This is a genomic window from Planococcus koreensis, assembly GCF_004761975.1.
Taxonomy (GTDB): Bacteria; Bacillota; Bacilli; order Bacillales_A; family Planococcaceae; genus Planococcus; species Planococcus koreensis.
In genome coordinates this window covers 44370-64800 of the sequence record NZ_RQII01000019.1, presented here as the reverse complement: position 1 = coordinate 64800, position 20431 = coordinate 44370, and the positions used below count along the sequence as shown (strand labels likewise).

At 49.9% G+C, this 20431-nt stretch carries 16 protein-coding genes; 7 read left to right on the top strand and 9 right to left on the bottom strand.

Annotation, left to right across the window (positions count from 1 at the left end; genetic code table 11):
* Positions 1 to 2: 2 nt before the first annotated feature.
* A complete protein-coding gene (gene hprK, locus EGV91_RS04400) occupies positions 3 to 929 on the bottom strand; it encodes an HPr(Ser) kinase/phosphatase (RefSeq protein WP_135501050.1) in 927 nt (308 codons plus the stop codon).
* Between the two features lie 165 nt (positions 930 to 1094).
* Between hprK and EGV91_RS04395 the strand changes: the two genes are divergently transcribed.
* From EGV91_RS04395 to EGV91_RS04385, 3 genes are all read left to right on the top strand, one after another.
* The gene (locus EGV91_RS04395) at positions 1095 to 1640 is read left to right on the top strand and encodes an N-acetylmuramoyl-L-alanine amidase family protein (RefSeq protein ID WP_135501048.1); all 546 of its coding nucleotides are present in this window, start codon (positions 1095 to 1097) and stop codon (positions 1638 to 1640) included.
* A gap of 112 nt (positions 1641 to 1752) precedes the next feature.
* Entirely contained in the window at positions 1753 to 3705 is a 1953-nt protein-coding gene (locus EGV91_RS04390) for an elongation factor G (protein ID WP_135501046.1), read from the top strand.
* Between the two features lie 27 nt (positions 3706 to 3732).
* Positions 3733 to 4158 carry a DUF1801 domain-containing protein gene (locus EGV91_RS04385; protein WP_135501044.1) on the top strand — a complete coding sequence of 142 codons (426 nt, stop codon included), beginning with the start codon at positions 3733 to 3735 and terminating at the stop codon, positions 4156 to 4158.
* 40 nt (positions 4159 to 4198) lie between these two features.
* Here EGV91_RS04385 and EGV91_RS04380 read toward each other — a convergent pair whose 3' ends face one another.
* The 5 genes from EGV91_RS04380 to EGV91_RS04360 form a co-directional block, all read right to left on the bottom strand.
* Positions 4199 to 5440 (bottom strand): M20/M25/M40 family metallo-hydrolase, encoded by a 1242-nt coding sequence (locus tag EGV91_RS04380; RefSeq protein ID WP_135501042.1) that lies wholly within the window; start codon positions 5438 to 5440, stop codon positions 4199 to 4201.
* A 115-nt stretch (positions 5441 to 5555) separates the two neighbouring features.
* Entirely contained in the window at positions 5556 to 6731 is a 1176-nt protein-coding gene (locus tag EGV91_RS04375) for a DUF4097 family beta strand repeat-containing protein (RefSeq protein ID WP_135501039.1), read from the bottom strand.
* A 101-nt stretch (positions 6732 to 6832) separates the two neighbouring features.
* Positions 6833 to 9715, bottom strand: a complete 2883-nt coding sequence (uvrA, locus tag EGV91_RS04370) for an excinuclease ABC subunit UvrA (RefSeq protein WP_135501037.1) — start codon at positions 9713 to 9715, stop codon at positions 6833 to 6835.
* 6 nt (positions 9716 to 9721) lie between these two features.
* Positions 9722 to 11704 (bottom strand): excinuclease ABC subunit UvrB, encoded by a 1983-nt coding sequence (uvrB, locus tag EGV91_RS04365; protein ID WP_135501035.1) that lies wholly within the window; start codon positions 11702 to 11704, stop codon positions 9722 to 9724.
* A gap of 227 nt (positions 11705 to 11931) precedes the next feature.
* The gene (locus tag EGV91_RS04360; protein WP_135501033.1) at positions 11932 to 12171 is read right to left on the bottom strand and encodes an IDEAL domain-containing protein; all 240 of its coding nucleotides are present in this window, start codon (positions 12169 to 12171) and stop codon (positions 11932 to 11934) included.
* Between the two features lie 177 nt (positions 12172 to 12348).
* Here EGV91_RS04360 and EGV91_RS04355 point away from each other — a divergent pair, with 177 nt between their 5' ends.
* On the top strand, positions 12349 to 12903 hold the full coding sequence (locus EGV91_RS04355) for a competence protein ComK (RefSeq protein ID WP_135501031.1): 555 nt from the start codon (positions 12349 to 12351) through the stop codon (positions 12901 to 12903).
* Positions 12904 to 12949: 46 nt separating this feature from the next.
* Here EGV91_RS04355 and EGV91_RS04350 read toward each other — a convergent pair whose 3' ends face one another.
* Both EGV91_RS04350 and EGV91_RS04345 read right to left on the bottom strand, forming a co-directional pair.
* A complete protein-coding gene (locus tag EGV91_RS04350; protein ID WP_135501029.1) occupies positions 12950 to 13315 on the bottom strand; it encodes a YhjD family protein in 366 nt (121 codons plus the stop codon).
* Positions 13316 to 13922: 607 nt separating this feature from the next.
* Positions 13923 to 15539, bottom strand: a complete 1617-nt coding sequence (locus tag EGV91_RS04345; protein ID WP_135501027.1) for an ABC1 kinase family protein — start codon at positions 15537 to 15539, stop codon at positions 13923 to 13925.
* A gap of 104 nt (positions 15540 to 15643) precedes the next feature.
* Between EGV91_RS04345 and EGV91_RS04340 the strand changes: the two genes are divergently transcribed.
* From EGV91_RS04340 to EGV91_RS04330, 3 genes are all read left to right on the top strand, one after another.
* Positions 15644 to 16420, top strand: a complete 777-nt coding sequence (locus EGV91_RS04340; protein WP_135501025.1) for an enoyl-CoA hydratase-related protein — start codon at positions 15644 to 15646, stop codon at positions 16418 to 16420.
* A 73-nt stretch (positions 16421 to 16493) separates the two neighbouring features.
* Positions 16494 to 17042 (top strand): flavodoxin family protein, encoded by a 549-nt coding sequence (locus EGV91_RS04335; RefSeq protein WP_135501023.1) that lies wholly within the window; start codon positions 16494 to 16496, stop codon positions 17040 to 17042.
* Positions 17043 to 17918: 876 nt separating this feature from the next.
* Entirely contained in the window at positions 17919 to 18239 is a 321-nt protein-coding gene (locus tag EGV91_RS04330; protein ID WP_135501021.1) for a DUF5658 family protein, read from the top strand.
* A gap of 91 nt (positions 18240 to 18330) precedes the next feature.
* Here the strand turns inward: EGV91_RS04330 and EGV91_RS04325 are convergent, their stop codons facing one another.
* Positions 18331 to 20319, bottom strand: coding sequence for a S9 family peptidase (locus EGV91_RS04325; RefSeq protein WP_135501019.1), 1989 nt, complete (start codon positions 20317 to 20319; stop codon positions 18331 to 18333).
* Positions 20320 to 20431: the final 112 nt, after the last annotated feature.

Genomic DNA, 20431 nt, shown 5'->3' with positions numbered 1-20431 from the left:
CGTTAATTTTTATCTGCTGCAAGCACGTCATCCAGCCGCTTCGAAAACTCTTCCGCCGCGTTGACGCCCATACGTTTCAATCGATGGTTCATCGTCGCTACTTCGATGATGACCGACAAATTTCGCCCTGGGCGGACAGGAATCGTCAGTTTCGTCAGATCCGTATCGATGATGCGCATTTTTTCTTCTTCCAGCCCAAGCCGGTCGTAAGTTTTTTCCGCATCCCATATCTCCAGGTCGATAACCAGTGAAATCCGTTTGAAAGTGCGCACTGCGCTTGCTCCGAAAAGCGTCATGATGTCGATGATGCCGACTCCGCGGATTTCAAGCAGGTGTTCTATCAGCTTCGGCGGATGCCCGATCAACGTGTTCTCACCTTCTTGGTGAATCTCCACGCAATCGTCCGCGACGAGGCGATGGCCTTTTTTCACAAGCTCCAGCGCTGTTTCACTTTTCCCGACGCCGCTTTTCCCGGTGATCAACACACCGACGCCGTAGATATCGACCAGCACACCGTGCACCGCTGTCGTTGGAGCGAGCTGGCTTTCCAGGTAATTCGTCAAGATACTTGAAAAACGCGTCGTTGACATTTTTGCCGAGAAAACCGGCACATGCCGTTTGCTTGAAGCATCAACCAGCTCCGGCGGCACTTCCATTTCATGCGCGACGATAATCGCCGGCGTGTCGTCCGTGCATAATTTCATCATGCGGTCGATGCGTTCATGCGGTTCGAGCAGCGCGAAGAACGACAGCTCCGTTTTCCCTAAAAGCTGGACCCTGTTTGCCGGGTAATGCGTAAAATAGCCCGCCATCTCCAGCCCTGGCCGTGAGATGTCGCTGATCGGAATGTGGCGGCCGAGGCCTTCCTGGCCGCTGATCAACTTTAACTCGAACGTATCCATCACTTGTTTTGCTGTTACTTGTCCCATGTTCTCCCTCATTCCTTTGCGCCAATAAATCCAAAAGCCTTTTGAAAATTCTTTCATCATTCTGGCGGTTTGCTCCTATTTTAACACGTAAGTTTCCAAATTGACTGTTTTCCTGTCCCCTTTCTGTCTCCTCGACCCTATATAAGGGAAAAAGGAGGTTTTATCTTGAAAATTATCATCGATGCCGGCCATGGGCCAAATACCGCTGGCAAGCGCTCCCCCGACGGACGCCTGCGCGAATTCCACTTTAATTCCGCGGTCGCGGATGAAGTAAAAAAGAGGCTCTTGCTGGATGGCCATACGGTCATTTTCAGCCACCATCCTGAAGCAGATGTGCCGCTCCATGAACGGACGCAGCTGGCGAACCGGCTAAACGCCGATTTGTTCATTTCGATCCATGCCAACGCTGCCGGCTCCGGTTTCACTGGCGCGAGCGGCATTGAAACATTCATCTACAGCCGGCCGCATGCCGACTCCAAACGGCTTGCGGAAACGGTCCAGCTGGCATTGTGCCTGTCTGTTAAACGGCGGGACCGCGGCGTGAAAAAAGCGGATTTTGCTGTGCTGCGCGACACCCATATGCCAGCTATCCTGATAGAATGCGGTTTTATGACAAACCGCGAAGAACTGGCTTTATTGCAATCCGCTGGTTACCGCAGGCGCTGCGCTGCCGCCATCGCTTTCGCCATCAACTGCTGCGAAACCCTATAAACTTTTTAACCTTCCGGAATCTTTCCTGGAAGGTTTTTTTGCGGTTATTTTTTATGCCCTCCACCGAGTCTGCTACACTTATGTTAACGAACCAACTTTAAAGAGGTGCAATATGAACAAAACCATCGGAATCCTGGCGCACGTCGACGCCGGAAAAACCACTTTCTCTGAACAATTGCTGTTCAATACAAAAAGCATCCGCCAGCGCGGGCGCGTCGATCACCAGGATGCTTTTCTCGACAGCCACGAAATCGAAAAACGCCGGGGCATCACGATTTTTGCTGACCAGGCGGAGATTTCATTCAACGGCTCCACCTATTATTTGATCGACACCCCCGGGCACGTCGATTTCTCTCCTGAAATGGAGCGCGCCATCCAAGTGATGGATTATGCCATTCTCATCGTCAGCGCAATCGACGGCATCGAAGGCCATACCGAAACGGTGTGGCAGCTGCTGCAGAAGCATAAAGTGCCAACGTTCTTTTTCATCAATAAAACAGACCGTGAAAATGCGGATCAGCAGCGGGTGCTGGAGGAAATACGAAATTCGCTGAGCCCAGACGCCATCGACCTGACCGAAGCTTTTCAAGGCGGTGTGATGTCCGAAGAATTGATTGAATTCATCGCTGAGCGCGACGAGGAATTGCTTGAACGCTACATGGACAGCGGATACGAACCGGCAGTATGGATGGAAGCTTTGAAAAAATTGATCAGCGCACGGCAAGTGATGCCGGGATGCCACGGATCCGCCTTAAAAGATCAAGGAGTCATGGAGTTTTTCGAGTTACTTGACCAGCTGACCGCAACGGCTTACGAAGCACACCTGCCTTTTTCTGCGCTTGTCTACAAAATCCGCCACGAGACATCCGGCCAGCGCGTAACGTTTTTGAAGATAATGAGCGGCTGCTTGCAAGTCCGCGACGAAATCGCTTATGGCGCGGAAGATCAGGGAAAAAGTGAAAAAGTGACCCAACTTCGCCGCTATACCGGCGAGAAATTCACTGCGGTTGAGTCGGCTTGCGCCGGTGAACTGATCGCTGTGACCGGCTTGTCAGAAGCAGCAATCGGCGATGGACTCGGCACGCTCAGTTCACGCCCTTCTTATCTCGCTGCGCCTGCCTTGCAGTCGACAGTCCGATTTCCTGCCTCGGTGCACCCTAAAGAGATGCTCAAAGCTTTCCAGCTTCTCGACGCTGAAGACCCTTCGCTGCACGTCGAATGGGATGAACATTTCCAGGAAATCCACATTCTCGTCATGGGCGTCATCCAACTCGAGGTGCTGGAGCAGATTGTCCAAGAGCGCTTCGGCTATACGGTTTCATTTGCGCAGCCGAAAATCCTTTATAAAGAGACCATTGCACAGCCGGTCATGGGCTACGGCCATTTCGAGCCGCTGCGCCATTACGCGGAAGTGCATCTGAAAATCGAACCGGCACCGCGCGGTTCTGGTATCACCTTGGCCAACGAGTGCCACGCGGACAATTTGTCCACCGGACACCAGAACCTGATTCTCCATCATTTGCGGGAGCGCGGCCATCATGGCCTTTTAACAGGTTCGACGTTGACCGATGTCCATATCACCTTAACGACTGGTCGCGGCCATAACGAGCACACATCCGGCGGAGATTTCCGCGAAGCTGCTTACCGGGCATTGCGCCAAGGGCTCGAAAAAGCTGAAAACCGTCTGTTGGAGCCCATTTACCGCTTTAAAATCAAAGTCGACACCGATTATATGGGCAAAGTCCTGTCGGATATCCAACAAGCGCATGGCACATTCGATGCGCCATCAATGGCTGACGGCAAAACGGTCATTGAAGGTTTGGTGCCTGTTGCGACATTCATGAATTATGCGACCGAATTCGCTTCGTTTACCCATGGCAAAGGAATGCTCAGCCTATTGTCCGGTGGCTATGATTTCTGCCATAATGAAGAAGAAATCATCAAAGAAATCGGTTATAATAAAGATGCCGATCCCGAGTACACTTCCACTTCCATTTTCTGCGCCAAAGGGCAGGGCTATAAAGTGCCTTGGGATCATGCGGAAGCTGCCATGCATTGCTTGTAAAAAATCGAATGGAATGAGGGATGCGCGATGTACGAGCAGAAAACGAAGGAAACGGACGGCGATGTCATTGAATTCATCGAAAGCGTCGAAAGTTCGAAGAAACGTGAAGACGCCTATAAACTGCTGCAGATTTTCGAAGAGACGAGCGGCTTTCAAGCGAAAATGTGGGGGCCAAGCATTATCGGCTTCGGTTCCTACCATTATGTCTACCCGACCGGCCATTCCGGGGATGCCCCGCTCGTCGGCTTTTCGCCCCGCAAGGCGAAAATCAGCTTGTACTTTGCGACGGGCGATCCGGACCGCACCCTGTTACTTGAACGTTTCGGCAAGCACACCACCGGCAAAGCATGCGTCTACATCAATAAAACAGAAGATGTCGATTTGGACGTCTTAAAAGAATTGATCGTCCAGTCGATTGATTTTTTGCAGCAATTGTATCCGGCCAAAAAATAAAACAACCCAGCAAAAGCGGTTATGCTTTTGCTGGGTTGTTTTATTTTTTCAATAACGGTTCGATTACGCCAGGAATACCAGACATGCCAAGGATGGCCAAAAAGCTCTTTTGAATCGCCAAATGTCCGTTTTCAGGGTTATGCCATTCTTCAAGTGTATGCGCGCCGCCGAATTTGCCACCGAGCCCCATCGTGACAGATGGGATGTTCAAGCTCATCGGGTGATTCGAATCGGTGCTGCTCGGCACGCCAAGGTCCGGTTCTTTGCCGATTGCTTTGACTGCCGCTGCTGCAATCTGCACAATCGGTGAATCTGCGTCCTGGCTTGCCGGTGCCCGGTGCCCGAAACGGTGAATGTCCACCGACAGCCGGGCGTCTTTCCACCGTTCATTTTCATCGGCTGCCGCTTTTTTCACAATTGCCAAAAAACGCTGTTCCAATTTTTCCAGTTCGCCTTTGTCATTCGAGCGTAGATCGACGGACATGCTCGCTTCCTGGGCAATCGCGTTGACGGACGTTCCGCCAGTTACCTCGCCGACTGAAAATGTCGTTTTGGGTTCCGACGGCGTTTCAAGGTCTGCAATGGCCGCAATGGCACGGCCTAAAGCATGGGTTGCGCTTGGTGTACCAAACGCCGCAAAGCTATGGCCGCCTGGACCTTTATATGTAATCGTATACCGGAAACTGCCTGTTGCCTTGTAGATGATATGATTGTCGCCTTCACCATCGAGAGAAACAAAACCGTCGATATCGTCGTGCTCGGCAAAAAATGCTTTGACGCCCCGCAAGTCGCCAGCCCCTTCTTCCCCCACAGTGCCGCCGAATAGGATATCGCCGCTTGTAACGATGCCCACTTCGTTCATTGCCCGGACCACTGCCAATAATTCTGCGAGCCCACGTGTATCGTCGCCGATTCCCGGTGCATGGAGCACACCGTCCTTTTGGTGCACAGTTGTGTCAGTGCCTTCCGGAAATACGGTATCCAAATGCGCTGAGACGAAAATCTTCGGTCCATTTTCCGATCCGCGGCGCACGCCGAATACATTCCCTTCTTCGTCCATCTGCACATCTTCAAGCTGCAACTCCTGCAGGCGGCGCATAAATTCCTCTGCCCGCTGCTGCTCTTTGAACGGCGGAGCCGGGATTTCGGTCAGTTCAATTTGTTCTTTCACTGTACGCTCGTGATCGTGCTCGATGAACGCCAAGCCTTTTTCCACTGCCTCAAACTTCTTGAGCTTTTCGAATGCCTCTGTCACTTCTGGTGCGATAACCATTTTATCCATTCAGCTTCCCCTCCATCATGTTTGCCCAAACAGCCGCTTTATAGCTGCAGCCAGGTTTACCTATTATTTCTCCATAGGAAAAACCGGCATGCTTGCACATGCCGGCCCATTGTTATTAATCGATTGTGAAATAACGAACGAGGACGGATCCTGTTTTCGTTTCGCCGTATACCAAAAGCGGTGCAGCTACAGCTTCTCCGCTTTCTTTGCTGAAACGGATCGTTTTTTGCATAAATTGCCCTTGTTCGTGCGTGTATTCAACATCCGGCAGCAAAAGATCCATTTTGCCGAGGTTTGATGAAACTTCGCCGCTCAATGGCAAGTGGGAAGGAATGTAGATTTCAACATTGCCTGCCAACGTCTTCGCTTCCACTTTGCGTGCGTCTTTACAGCGGGAAGTGACCACAATATTGCCATTCAGCGATTTTGCTTCGGCTTTTTGAATATCACCGTCGACGTAAATGCGGCCGTTCAGCGTTTCTGTTTCCAGATCCTTGCCTGTCACTTCTTGCACTTGGATTGCGCCATTTGCCGTTTCCAATTCAGCGGAATCAAATGCGACATTTTTCATGTCGATTTTTCCATTTGCTGTTTTGACTTTCAAAATCGCCGTGTCAATGCGCTTGATGGCGAAACCGCCGTTGAACAAGCGTGCAGTGATGTGTTCGTAGGATTTCTCAGGAACATACAACACCACGTTCACTTGAGTTGTTTTCATATCGCTGATGATGCGCAGTTTCTGGCCATCACCGATAAAGACGAATTTATCGAGGAAATCCTCTTTCGCCTGCGTTTCCGATTCTGCACGGTACGCTTTCACGCTGCATTCCGCGCGGATGGAATCGTCCTGTGAAGGGAAAATTTCCAATTGGCCGTTTGCAATGTCAGCAATGATGTTCGTGATGTCCATGTTTTCCAAACGGAATGTATGGTGAAATTGCAGAGCTTCGCCAAATGGCGAATCGAATTCCATCGTTTTCAATTTGCCGACTGAGCTTTGCATGAATTCCATCATGCGGTCGCTCAATTGGTTCAAGTCTTTTGAAACGTTTTTCGAAAAATCTTTCGTGAAGTCACGAGAGAAATCTTTCGAGACTTTTTTGATCATGTCTTCCGGTCTGAAGAAGCCGCGTCTGCCGCGTTTTTCCCGGTAATCTTCACGGCCGTAAGAATCATTGCGTGAAGACTGGCTTCCGCCGCCGTCAATCGCTTTTAATAGTTCAACTGCTTCCCTCGCCGAAATTGTGCCATTTTCCACCATGTCCAAAATGCGTTCTTTTTCGCTTTGCATGTGTTGCGGCCTCCTCATAATCGGTTTCGTGAAAAGCGCGAGCTAAACCCAAACCGAAATTAGTATTCTTTTAATTGATACGTCCAGCACTGTAAAAAGTTTCACTTCGCTGCTTTTTTCTTGCGCGTGGCTTTTGACACCAAGGTTTCCATCCGTGCGCGATCGCGTTCAAGGATCGGCTTCAAATACTTGCCGGTATAGGAATTTTTCACTTCGGCGATTTGTTCCGGCGTTCCTGCTGCCAGAATGGTTCCGCCTTTGTCTCCGCCTTCAGGACCCAAGTCGATGATATGGTCGGCCGTCTTGATGACATCCAAATTATGCTCGATGGTCAATACCGTATCGCCGTTATCAACAAGGCGCTGAAGAACTTTCAGCAAGCGTGAAATGTCGTCCGCGTGAAGGCCGGTCGTCGGTTCATCCAGGATATAGAACGACTTGCCGTTCGAGCGTTTGTGCAGCTCTGAAGCCAGCTTCACTCGCTGTGCTTCACCACCGGACAAAGTCGTCGCCGGTTGGCCCAGTGTAATATAGCCCAAGCCTACATCGACGATGGTCTTCAGTTTGCGGTTGATTTTCGGAACGTTCTCAAAGAATGCGTACGCGTCTTCCACGGTCATTGCCAGAACATCTGCAATGTTCGTGTCTTTGTATTTCACTTCCAGCGTTTCCCGGTTGTACCGTTTGCCATGGCAGACTTCACATGGCACGTAGACATCCGGCAGGAAATGCATTTCTATTTTAATGATACCATCTCCACGGCATGCTTCACAGCGTCCGCCCTTGACATTGAAGCTGAAACGGCCTTTTTTATAGCCGCGCACTTTCGCTTCGTTCGTCATGGCGAAAACATCGCGGATATCATCGAAAACCCCGGTGTATGTCGCCGGATTCGATCTAGGCGTCCGTCCGATTGGCGACTGGTCGATGTCGATGACTTTTTCGAGCTCTTCGATGCCTTCAACCGATACGTGATGCCCTGGCTTCGCTTTTGCCCGGTTTAATTTATGGGCCAATGATTTATACAGGATTTCGTTGATCAAGGTACTTTTACCCGAACCTGAAACCCCCGTCACCGCAGTAAACAGCCCAAGCGGAATATCGATATCGACATTCTTCAAATTGTTCTGGCTCGCTCCGCGGATTGAAATCTTGCGCCCATCAGAGGTGCGGCGCTCGGCTGGCAGCGGAATGAACTTCTTGCCGCTCAAGTACTGGCCAGTCAATGACTTCCGGTTCTTCATGACTTTTTGCGGCGTACCGGCTGCAATGATTTCGCCGCCATGGACGCCTGCGCCCGGTCCGACGTCGATCAAGTAATCCGCCGCAAGCATCGTATCTTCATCGTGTTCGACCACAATGAGCGTATTGCCGATATCCCGCATATTTTTCAATGTACTGATGAGCCGGTCATTATCGCGCTGGTGCAAGCCGATTGATGGCTCATCCAAGATATAAAGTACGCCGGTGAGCCGTGAGCCGATTTGCGTCGCCAAGCGGATCCGCTGGGCTTCACCGCCGGACAATGTGCCGGATGCACGGTTCAGCGTCAAATAATCCAAGCCGACATTGATCAAAAAGCCGACCCGTTCGCGGATTTCCCGCAAAATAAGTTTGGCGATTGCCATATCTTTTTCGGACAGTTCCAGATTTTTGAAGAACTCGTCCGCTTCAATAATGGAGAATTCCGACACGGTTCCGATATGCAAACCGTTCACTTTTACAGACAGCGATTCGGGTTTCAAGCGGTACCCTTCGCAAGTCGGGCACGGCTGTTGGCCCATGAATTTCTCCATTTGTTCCCGGATATAATCCGATGATGTTTCACGGTAGCGGCGGTCAACGTTCGACAGCACGCCTTCAAAATTGATGTGGTTATCACGGATCTGCCCGTAATCATTCTCGTAGCGGAAACGGATTTTGTCCGAGCCAGAACCCCGCATCAAAATATTGATGTGTTCTTCCGGCAAATCGCTTACTGCGATATCCATGTCGATTTTATAATGTTTGCAAACCGCCTGCAGGAGCTGCGGATAATATTGGGAGCTTGTCGGCTGCCAAGGAACAATGGCCCCTTGCTTCAAAGACAAATTCCAATCGGGTATCACGAGTTCAGGATCCACTTCCAGTTTATGGCCGAGGCCGTCGCATTCCGGACATGCGCCAAACGGCGAGTTGAACGAAAACATGCGCGGCTCCAGTTCGCCGATTGAAAATCCGCAAATTGGGCAAGCGTGGTGTTCGCTGAACAGCAATTCTTCTTTTTCCATGACATCGACCAATACGCGCCCTTCTGCCAGCCGCAATGCGGATTCCAGCGAGTCGCTGAGGCGCGGCGCAATATTGTCTTTCATGACAATCCGGTCAATGACCACTTCAATATTATGCTTTTTGTTCTTATCCAAATTGATGTCATCATCCAGGTCAATCAATTCGCCGTTGATGCGTACTCTGACATACCCCTGTTTCTTGATGTCTTCCAAAAGCTTCGCGTGTGTTCCTTTACGCCCGGAGACGATTGGAGCCAGAATCTGCATTTTTGTGCGTTCCGGATAATCCACGATCCGGTCAACCATCTGCTCGATGGTCTGTGACGAAATCTCGATGCCGTGGTTCGGGCAAATCGGTTTCCCGACCCGCGCGTACATCAAGCGCATATAATCGTAGATTTCTGTCACAGTCGCAACTGTGGAACGCGGATTTTTGCTTGTGGTTTTCTGGTCGATCGAAATAGCCGGGGACAGCCCTTCAATTAAATCCACGTCCGGCTTATCCATTTGCCCTAAAAATTGGCGCGCATAAGAAGACAGCGATTCAACATATCTGCGCTGCCCTTCTGCATAAATCGTATCAAACGCCAATGAAGATTTTCCGGAACCGGATAAACCCGTCATGACAACGAGCTGGTCACGCGGGATGACTACATCTATATTTTTTAAATTATGGGCGCGTGCGCCTTGTATGCGTATCTCTTGGTTTTTCAAGTCTAATCATCCTTCCGCTTTCAATTCGAGCACTGTATCGCGCAATTCAGCTGCGCGTTCAAAATCAAGCGCTTTGGCCGCTTCCTTCATTTCTTTTTCGAGCAGGGAAATGAGTTTTACGCGGTCTTCTTTTTTGAGCTTTTTGCCCGATACTGCTTTTGATACATATTCTTCGCCTTCTTCCGCAGCCTCTGTAGCGCGGATGACGTCGCGGATTTTCTTTTGTATCGTAATCGGCGTGATGCCGTGTTCTTCATTATAAGCCGCCTGGATCGTGCGCCGGCGCGTCGTTTCATCGATCGCTTTCGTCATCGAATCCGTCATTCTGTCGGCGTACATGATAACGTGCCCATTCGAGTTCCGCGCAGCGCGGCCCATCGTTTGGATCAATGAACGCTCAGAACGCAGGAACCCTTCTTTGTCCGCATCCAGAATCGTCACTAGCGACACCTCTGGAATATCCAGCCCTTCACGCAGCAAGTTGATGCCGACAAGGACATCGTAGACGCCCATCCGCAGTTCCCGGATGATTTCGATGCGTTCGAGTGTTTTGATTTCGGAATGCAGGTAATTGACTTTGATGCCCGCTTCTTTCAGATAAGCGGTGAGGTCTTCCGACATTTTCTTCGTCAGCGTCGTCACCAGAACCCGCTCGTTGCGCTCGGTGCGCTGGCGGATTTCGTCCATTAAATCATCGATTTGCCCTTCGATAGGCCGCACTTCGATGGTCGGATCCAAGAGCCCTGTCGGCCGGATGATCTGCTCGACCATTTCCGGCGTGTGTTCAAGCTCATATGGCCCCGGCGTTGCCGATACGAATACCGCTTGATGGATATGCTCTTCAAATTCCGTGAAGGTCAACGGGCGATTGTCCATTGCCGAAGGCAGGCGGAAACCATGGTCGACAAGCACTTTCTTGCGCGCTTGGTCACCATTGAACATGCCGCGCACCTGCGGCAGCGTCACGTGGCTTTCATCGACAACCAACAGGAAATCTTCCGGGAAATAATCGATGAGCGTATAAGGCTGCGCGCCAGCTGGCCGCAGCGTCAAATGCCTTGAATAGTTCTCGATGCCTGAGCAGAAGCCCATTTCGCGCATCATTTCCAAATCGTAGCGCGTACGCTGCTCCAAGCGCTGTGCTTCCAACAGCTTGTCTTCAGCGCGCATCTCTTTCAGGCGCTCTTCCAACTCTTCTTCGATGTTGGCGATTGCCTTGACCATCTTATCTTCACGCGTAACAAAGTGGGATGCTGGGAAAATCGCGACGTGTTCACGTTCACCGATGATTTCGCCCGTCAATGCATCCACTTCACGGATGCGGTCGATTTCATCGCCGAAAAATTCTACGCGCAGGCAGCGTTCATCGCGCGATGCCGGGAAAATTTCCACCACATCGCCCCGTACGCGGAACGTTCCGCGGATAAAGTTGATGTCATTGCGCTCGTATTGCACATCGACCAGTTTTCGCAACAGCTGGTTGCGCTCGATTTCCATCCCTTTGCGCAACGAAACCACGAGCTCCCGATATTCTTTCGGGGATCCGAGGCCATAGATGCAAGAGACGGAGGCAATGACGATGACGTCATCGCGCTCGAACAACGAACTCGTCGCCGAGTGGCGCAGTTTATCGATTTCATCATTGATGCTGGCATCTTTTTCGATGAACGTATCCGATTGAGGCACATAGGCTTCCGGCTGGTAATAATCGTAGTAGCTGACAAAATACTCAACCGCATTATCCGGGAAAAATTCCTTGAATTCGCTGTAGAGCTGCCCTGCCAAAGTTTTATTATGCGCCATCACGAGCGTCGGCTTTTTCACTTGCTGGATGACGTTCGACATTGTATACGTCTTCCCTGTCCCTGTCGCCCCGAGCAGCGTCTGGCATTTCTTGCCGTTGATGATTCCTTGCGTCAGTTCGGCAATTGCAGCCGGCTGATCGCCTGCAGGCTCATAGGGTGCCTGAAGATTGAATTCCTGTTTCATGGTTGATGCCCTCCGTTCGTTCATTGTCTCTATTTTATCATATGCCCTAAAAATCCCCTAACAAAAAGCGAACATATGTTTTTTCGCTATTTCTTTTGAATCTTCAATGGTGCATAGAAGAATCTATTCTCCTTTGCAGAGCACCTTCGTTGCCCTAAAACGCAAAAAAATGCATCGGACTGAGTCCGATGCATTTTTGAATCTTATTCTATTAGAAAGCTGCTTGCTCATTCTTCTTCGTGTTTTAATGTCTTCAATTGTTCGCTATACGTGTTGAATGCTTCACGGTCGTTATTGTCCAGGGCTTCGTCGATGAGGTTCATCAGCTGTTCTTCTTGCTGAGAGCGGTGAACATGCTTCAGGAATAAATCCAGGTAGATATCGTTCAGAAGTTTTTCCGCTTCAGTCGCTTTCTTTGTTTGAGCCATCGCTTTCATGAAATCAGCGTAAGAATAATAGTTTTCCATTCTTCATCACCCCGAATGCTTTTCATTAGTATACAATATAATTTTGCAAAGAACAATCGTTTTTTGAAAATTCTAATGAAATAGAATATATTTTATTTTACTCCGCAAAGCCTTTGCTAATTTGCATTTTTTCCTTATAATGTTATATGTATAGTAAATTTGAGGGGTGTATAATACATGAGCAAAAAGAATCATCAGCTCTTATCATATACGGTGTGCAGCAATACCTATGCACTTTTGCCGTATATTGACGGCCATAGAAACTGGACGCGGGTCATTGAAGACCGCAGCGAATTCATCGTAGAGGAATCCGTCTATAAAATCATCAGCTCTTCGTGCAGATTTTACAGGGGATCCCTCGAAAGCGCCACCCTCTATTCCCAGAAAGCGATCCGGGTCAAACATAAGCCACCTGTCATCATCGGGGAATATTACGGCAGCCCGCTCATTTTCTTTCCTACCCATTCACCGAAGAACCGCGATTCTGTTTGGTTCAATTTTGATGCGGTCGAGTTGATCGACAGTGAAGACACGATTAAAGGAAGCCTTGTGCACTTGAGCAACGGCATCAGCGTACCGCTTGACGTCTCGCCCATCGCCCTCAGAAACCAGCATTCGTTTGCCGGTTCGCTGCGCCGCTTTTTCAGGAATTCCCAGCAAATCCATAAACAGCAGATGGTCTATTTGACGAAGCGGCGATATCCGCCCCGCGCTCAGCATCCGATGGATTGACCGCCGAAACTTCAGTTATCGTCCATTTTGCGGCTGGCGGCCCTGGTTAAATCTCCCGGTGGGCCATCGCCAAATAGATTCGCAGCAGCTCCTCCACTTGATTGCGTAGGCGCAAATTCAAATAGCGCCTGTGATCTTCGTAGCCCCCATGGTAAAAGACATATTCAGTAAAGGTGTCATCGCCTGTCCCCTTCAGCATTTTCATATGCTGCTTGCGCATATGGATGTTCGTTTCCTTCAGCTCCTTCTGAACTTTCCGAATCGCTCCATCCACCAATTCAACGTATGGCCTCTTCAATTTAAAAGAACCCTGTTCGAATAATGCACGGTCGCGCTCCAAAATGATCAGCACCATCGGCAAATACATCGCTTTTTCAAAATAGACGATTTCCTCTTGTGAGATTAACGGCATTCTTAGCACCTCCTCAAAAAGGGAACGTTTGTTCTTATTTTTAATTTTAGCGCCATTTCAGGAAATTGCAATAGCCTGTGTTAAATAATCCTTTCTACGATATTCACCTATATAAGTTGAACTAATGAATATTCATAATCGATATTCCGCAAAACAGCTACGCTTGCCGCGGGCGAGCACCAAGCCTCCTCAGTCGCTTTGCTCCTTGCGGGGTCTCGGCTATCTCGCTTTCCCGCAGGCAAGACATTGGCCGAACTAGCGAGGCCAAGTCTTTGCGACGAAGTGCGCAGTACTGCAGGAGCAGTACGGTTTTCTTCGCTGTTTTGCTCCATATCGAGAGATATCTTAGCGGAGGCGCGTCAAGGGGCTAGGCGAAGCAATGAGACGAGTGTTCATGTCGTCTCATTGCGAGAGCCAAGGAGTGCCAAATACTTTTGGCAACTTCTTTGCGACGAGCTTGCGCAGGAGCAATCGTCTTTGCCCTTCCCAAAGCGTCCGAAGCGATTTTCAATATGATACTTCTTTAGTTCAACTTATACATACGGTCTTGCCATGAAAAAAAAGAGCTGTCCGGAATTCTGTTTTGCAGAATTCCGGACAGCTCTTTTCATTTAATTGAACGATAAATCCATAATGAACCGACGAAAAATCCGGAAGACACCCACATGAACGGCTCATGCCAGAACCACACCGACACCGAGATGCCGGTGAACGACAGGATGGTGAAGATGCCGGCAAACATGCGGCTTTGCAAATCGCGCTCATGCTGGCGATTGCGTCCGTCGCGATTTTCGATGTAATGGCGCATGCGCTCCGGCTCTTCCAAATAACTGATGACTTTCTGCGGCAGCACCCGGAATGGACCCGATGCGTTGAGCACCCAGCGCAGTACATCGCTTTTGCCGAAGACAGGCTTGCCTTCTTTTTGGGTCGATGCCCATTCCAGAACACGAGGCCGCGCCAATGCCAATAGGTCAATCCCGGGATCCAGGACGTTGAGCACGCCGACAAAGATTGAAGCCGCGCGCCCGAAGAATGCAAACTCAGCTGGCAGCTGTACAGGCTGTGTCCGGACGATGTTTTGCATGTCCTTGAACAGCCGCTCCACGACAAAGCTGTCCATCTGCATCAGCTCGTCTGATTCATAAGCAGCGACCAATCGGGAAATCGTATCGGCCAAAAGCTCGCGGTTCGCTTGCGGCAATAGGAACCGCAGCTCTTCAAGCGCATCAAGGACCAATTCGTAGTTTTTGAAGATGATGCCTTCTGCAATCCGCAAAACGGCTTGGGAATCAGCGGCCGTGATTGTGCCCGTCATGCCGAAATCGATCAGCACAATCGTGCCGTCAGGCTTCAGCAAAATGTTTCCACCATGCGGATCGGCGTGGAATTGGCCGCCGTACAAAATCTGTTCGAGAAACAGGATGAACAGCCGCTCCGCGATTTCATGGCGGTCAAGCCCGTGTTTTTCAATAAACGCCAAGTCGGTAATGCGTGCCCCTTCGATCCATTCCATGACAAGGACGCGGCGCGTCGACAAATCATCAAAATAGACGGGGAAACGGATGCCGTCCATTTCCGAAAAACGGTCCGCAAACGCACGGCCGCTTTGCAGTTCCTGAAGGAAGTTCAATTCCGCACCAATCGTTTCGGTCATTTCCCCGAAAAGCTGCGTAAAATTGATTTGCTTGGAAAGCGGCGTAAAAGTCTTCATAAACCAGATGACGATGCGCATCGCCTGGAAGTCTGCCCGCAGCAATTTCTCGGTTCCGGGCCGCTGGATTTTCACGGCCACGACTGTGCCGTCTTTCAACGTTCCTTTATAGACTTCTCCAATAGATGCGGAAGCGACAGCCCCTTCGGACAGTTCCGCCAAATAGCTGGAATAAGGCGAATTCCATTCTGTCTCCAAGACAGAAATGATTTTCTCACGTTCCACTGACGGCACACGATCCGTCAATCCCTCCAGTTCTTCGAGGAAAGACTTTGGCATGATATCGGCCCGAGTTGACAGGAATTGCCCCATCTTGATCATTAGACCGCCAAGTTTCAGCGCCAAAGTTTTGTATTGTTTCGCTTGTTTCGTTACCAGGGTGTTCCATTTCTCCTCCACGAGAGGATTCCAGGCGCCTCGGTGGCGCCGTTGGAACAACGTAGCTTGTGTATAAAATTTAACGGCCATGAAGACAATGCGATATATGCGAATGAATGAAAACTGATTCATTAATGCGCGTCCCCCTCTCTGCGCTTAATTATAGAGCGGGATAGCGCAATAGTCCAAAAAATGGTATGTTTTTAGCAGAAGGAAACACTTTAAGGGGGAGAAAAATGGACACAATTCATTACGAACAACAAGGGAACCTGGCGTTCATCACGCTGAACCGCCCTGATTCCATGAACGCTTTCAATTACGATATGCTCGCGGAGCTTGGCCAAGTGGTCGAAGCCATCCGCATCAATCCGGACATCCGCCTTGTGGTATTTACAGGCGCAGGAGAAAAAGCATTCAGTGTAGGCGCTGATTTAAAAGAACGGAAGACGCTGACCGAACAGCATGTAAAACGCAACATCTACAAAATCGGTGAAGTCTTTTCGGCAATCGAGAATTTGCCCCAGCCAACGATTGCCATGATCAACGGCTTCGCGTTCGGCGGCGGCATGGAACTTGCGCTGGCGTGTGATTTCCGCATTGTCGCGGATGATACATTGCTCGGCCTGACCGAAACGAGCTTGGCCATCATCCCCGGAGCCGGCGGCACACAACGCCTGCCTCGTTTGATCGGCGAAGCGAAAGCATTGGAATTGATTTTGACGGCACGGCGCCTGAAAGCCGATGAAGCGCTCGCTTACGGCATTGCAACGAAAGTGGCGCCGCGCAGTGAGTTGATCCAAGTGACTGGCGAGTTCGCTGACATGATGCTGGCGAATGGGCCAATTGCCCTTCAGCAAGCGAAGTTCGCCATCAAGAACGGCATGAACGCCGACTTGCAGACCGGTCTCCACATCGAACGCAAAGCGTACGAAATGACGATCCCGACCGAAGACCGTGTCGAAGCGCTGCTGGCATTCGGCGAAAAACGCAAACCTGTTTTCAAAGGAAAATAATAGATCGATTGGACGCTGCTGCCGCCTTTCCATACCGCTACACGCCATTAGCCATAGCACAGGAGGGAAAGCCATGAAACCATTGATTGTCTATTACTCCCATTCCGGAAACAATGCAAAGCTGGCTGCTGAATTGCGCGACAGGATCGGATGCCCAATGTACGAAATCACCGAACGGAAAAAACGCAAAAGCTTTTCCATTTTCATCGATTTTCTGGTAAAACGCGATTCGCGGCTCGCCCCTGTCGATTTCGATGTCAAAGACTACGGGCCGGTCATTTTACTTGCCCCAGTATGGGCAGGAAAAATCGCCGCGCCGATGCGTACTTTCATTAAAAAGGAAAAAGCGAACCTGACGGATTATTCCTTCATCACAATTTGCAGCGGAGCAACGGGGCAGCGGGAAAAACTGGCTGCGGAGCTGGCAGCGCTGACACCGCAGAAACCGGCCGCTGTAGCCGAGCTGTGGATCAATAATTTGCTGCCGGAAGAACAGCGCAATAAAATCAAGTATGCAACAGGCTTCAAAGCCGAACGGCAGCACATACAAGAATTCGATGAAGAAATAAAATTTTTCATCGAGATGGCGCTGCACACTAAAAAACAAAATGCCCCACTCTGAGGCGTTTCCAGACTGCAGGCAAATTCGAGAAAATCGAATTTGCCTGCAGTCTTTTTTTATGCCGATCCCTCCTTTTGCTGGTGGCGGTTAAATTCCAAGCAATGCATGTTGATTTATCTCTAGTACATGTTGATTCTTTCCCACTTCATGTCAACTCAGATTTAATGCCGGTTAAACGAGGTTCTTCAAACCTCGTTTCCTGCGGGTCTCATCACTCCGTTCTTTCGCAGGAAAGATCGTGTCCGAAAGAAGTTCGGACAGGGTCTTTGCGACGAAGCTAGCGCAGCGATGCAACGAACTTCAATGTCTCGAAGCTAGCGCAGCGATGCAGAGACAGGAGCACATATTTGCCCTTCGCCGCATTGCGCTCCGAACCCTTGAGAGAATTGCTTACGAAAAGCGGAGTAGTTGGTTACTCTCTTTAATGAGAGCCACATACTAACAGCCGGTCTGGCCACGAAGACTCCTGTGGGACAGCGAAGGCTGAAGACCCCGCAGACAAGACTTGGGCGAAAGGTCTTCGCCCAAGTCTTTGCGACGAAGCTAGCGCAGCGATGCAGGAGCAAGGTTTTCCAGTGACGAGGAGACTGAAGCTGAGCCCACGGAAAGCGAAGTGGCCAGAACGGTTGAGGTATACACAGTTATTCATCTTGATTAGATTTTGTCTCCAGTATGAAGCATTCCGCTACTGCGGAATGCTTTTTTATACGGCTCTTTTATCAAAATAGAGTAAAAAGAACTACTCTTAATTTATATTTTTTGAATAATTAAATAACAATAGTTCAAATGTAAGTGTAGATGATAGGAAAACGGGTATTTCTTATTAACAACAGAACATCCGGACAACATGATGCATGCAGAAAATGGAGGTGAAATATGATTGCGGCTAAACACAGCACGCCATTAAAAAATCACGTCTGCGCACTCGCCATTTTAAATGCCGCAGATGGATTGCTGACGTTCTTTGGAATCACATCGGGCTTTATCACCGAAGCCAATCCATTATTGAGCTCGTTCTCCCCTGGTGTTATTTTGGCAATCAAGGTCCTGCTTTCGCTATGCCTTTCCGGGTTTCTATTCACGCCATTCGTTGCCATCCAATCGCGCCTCTGGCGGTACTTCTTCATTTCTGCAAATACGCTGTACTCGCTCATTTTGCTGCTTCATATTTTTTGGCTCTCCCTTCTTGCCTTATAAAAATCAGGCTAATCGGAAAACGAAAAAAGCCGGAAACACCCACAGAAGTTCGGGTGTTTTCCGGCTCTTTCTTTTCTCGTATTAAGTTCTGTCAGACTAAATGCTTTTCCATCCAACCGGCAATTTGCTCGAGGCGCACAAAGCGCAGGTTCGGTTTGCCAGTGCGCGACAAATTATGGTCGGCTTCCGGGAAACGGATAAACTCGGTTTCTTTGCCCAGGCTTTTAAGCGTGACATACAATTGTTCCGATTGTTCAATCGGGCAGCGGTAGTCATTTTCCGAATGCAAAATCAATAATGGCGTCTCCACATCCGCCGCGTATTTCAACGGAGAATGGTCCCATAATTTATTGACATCGCCCACATCCGCACCGATCTGCCAAGGGCTGAAATAATAGCCGATATCCGAAACACCGAAAAATGAGACCCAGTTCGAAATCGAGCGCTGTGTGACAGCCGCTTTAAAACGGTTTGTCCGGCTGACAATCCAATTTGTCATAAATCCGCCGTAGCTTCCGCCTGTCACGCCCAAGCGCTCGGTGTCAATCCACGGGTTTTCCGCAATGACGGATTCAAGCGATTTCATGATATCTTCGTAGTCGCCGCCGCCGTAGTCGCCGCGCACCGCGTCGACAAAGTGCTGGTTATAGCCATGGCTGCCGCGCGGGTTGACATACAGCACGCCGAATCCGCGGGCTGCGAGCAGCTGCATTTCGTGGACAAACGTATTGGCGTACATCGCATGTGGGCCGCCGTGGATATTGACGACAAGCGGATATTTTTCGCCTTCGGCAAAGCCGCGCGGTTTCATCAGCCAGCCGTGGACAGGCCATCCATCTGCCCCTTCCGCAACGATTGATTCGGGCATGATCAATTCCGTGTCCTCTAAATAAGAGTTATTGAAAGCGGTCAAAGCTTCACGTTCACCGGTGGCGATCGTCAGCTTATACAATTCCCCTGGATTGACCGGATTGCTGATTGCTGCAACTGCGAACTCGCCGCTGCGGTCCACATCAAAGCCATATACATGTTCCATTTCAGGAGATGCCGGATAGACCGCTCCGTCAAGAGATGCGAAATATAGCCGGACATCCCCCATCGTCGACACCTGGAAATATAAATGATCATCTTTCGTCCAGACAACTGCGGGTGCTGCAGCGCCTTGTTGATGGTCGGCCACGACGTAATCGCCGACCGGTGCGTCGATGCCTTCTGTCAGGCACATGCTGGTCTTCGAGGCGATGTCGTAGACGGACACCTCCGTGTGTGTCGCGTTTTCGAACTGGCGTGTGCTGCTGATATAAGCAAGCTTTGCGTCGTCGAACGAGAAAGCGGCTCCATCGAAAGAGCCGTCTCCATCAGCCACTGCCGTTTCCACCTCAGATTCGATGTCATATAAATAAAGCGGCTGGCGGAACACGAAATCGAGATTCTCTTCCCGCACCACGCCATACGCCAATTTCGAGCCGTCATGCGAAACAGCTTCCAAATTATAATGGAACTTGCCAGAAGTTAATTGCACAACTCTTTTCGATTCAACATCGATCGAACCGATTTGGCGATGCTCATCCTGCGGCACCAAACCCATGCCATCCATCTTGTATTTCATGTTGCTGACAAATACCGGCTCAGGATGCTTCTTGCCGTCTTTGCCGTCTTCCTTGTCCTCTTTATCGGCAAATGACTTGCCGTCTTTCACCATCGCATCAAACCAGATTTTATTGCCGCAAGGCGACCAGCGGAATGAATTGACGCCTTTTTCAAATTCGGTCAACGCACGCGCCTCTCCGCCTGTCGCTGGCATTACATAAAGCTGGTTTTTATCGTCTCTTGTTGATAAAAAAGCAAGCATTTCTCCGTTTTCCGACCAAGCGGGCGATGACACGCGTTCGTTGCCGTGCGTCCATTGCGTGATTTTCCCGCTTGCCAGGTCACCATGAAAAAGATGCGCCACGTACGTATTGTTTTCCTCATCCATCTCCGTACGGACAAATAACAGCTGCGTGCCATCCGGCGAGATATGCGGGTCGGTCACCGATGCTAATTTCGTTAAGTCTTTTATTTCGACTGCCTTTTTCATATGTAAAATCCCCCTGTCGATTTATTTCGAAAAACGTAATAGTTGCTCTTCTACTATAAGTAAAAATGTCAGTCTTTTCAATCAAACCGATACCGCTGTGTGCTGGACAATA

Coding starts and splice junctions, on each gene's coding strand:
- hprK (WP_135501050.1), bottom strand. CDS start 929: ATGGGACAAGTAACAGCAAAACAAGTGATGGATACGTTCGAGTTAAAG.
- EGV91_RS04390 (WP_135501046.1), top strand. CDS start 1,753: ATGAACAAAACCATCGGAATCCTGGCGCACGTCGACGCCGGAAAAACC.
- EGV91_RS04385 (WP_135501044.1), top strand. CDS start 3,733: ATGTACGAGCAGAAAACGAAGGAAACGGACGGCGATGTCATTGAATTC.
- EGV91_RS04380 (WP_135501042.1), bottom strand. CDS start 5,440: ATGGATAAAATGGTTATCGCACCAGAAGTGACAGAGGCATTCGAAAAG.
- EGV91_RS04375 (WP_135501039.1), bottom strand. CDS start 6,731: ATGCAAAGCGAAAAAGAACGCATTTTGGACATGGTGGAAAATGGCACA.
- uvrB (WP_135501035.1), bottom strand. CDS start 11,704: ATGAAACAGGAATTCAATCTTCAGGCACCCTATGAGCCTGCAGGCGAT.
- EGV91_RS04360 (WP_135501033.1), bottom strand. CDS start 12,171: ATGGAAAACTATTATTCTTACGCTGATTTCATGAAAGCGATGGCTCAA.
- EGV91_RS04355 (WP_135501031.1), top strand. CDS start 12,349: ATGAGCAAAAAGAATCATCAGCTCTTATCATATACGGTGTGCAGCAAT.
- EGV91_RS04350 (WP_135501029.1), bottom strand. CDS start 13,315: ATGCCGTTAATCTCACAAGAGGAAATCGTCTATTTTGAAAAAGCGATG.
- EGV91_RS04345 (WP_135501027.1), bottom strand. CDS start 15,539: ATGAATCAGTTTTCATTCATTCGCATATATCGCATTGTCTTCATGGCC.
- EGV91_RS04340 (WP_135501025.1), top strand. CDS start 15,644: ATGGACACAATTCATTACGAACAACAAGGGAACCTGGCGTTCATCACG.
- EGV91_RS04335 (WP_135501023.1), top strand. CDS start 16,494: ATGAAACCATTGATTGTCTATTACTCCCATTCCGGAAACAATGCAAAG.
- EGV91_RS04330 (WP_135501021.1), top strand. CDS start 17,919: ATGATTGCGGCTAAACACAGCACGCCATTAAAAAATCACGTCTGCGCA.
- EGV91_RS04325 (WP_135501019.1), bottom strand. CDS start 20,319: ATGAAAAAGGCAGTCGAAATAAAAGACTTAACGAAATTAGCATCGGTG.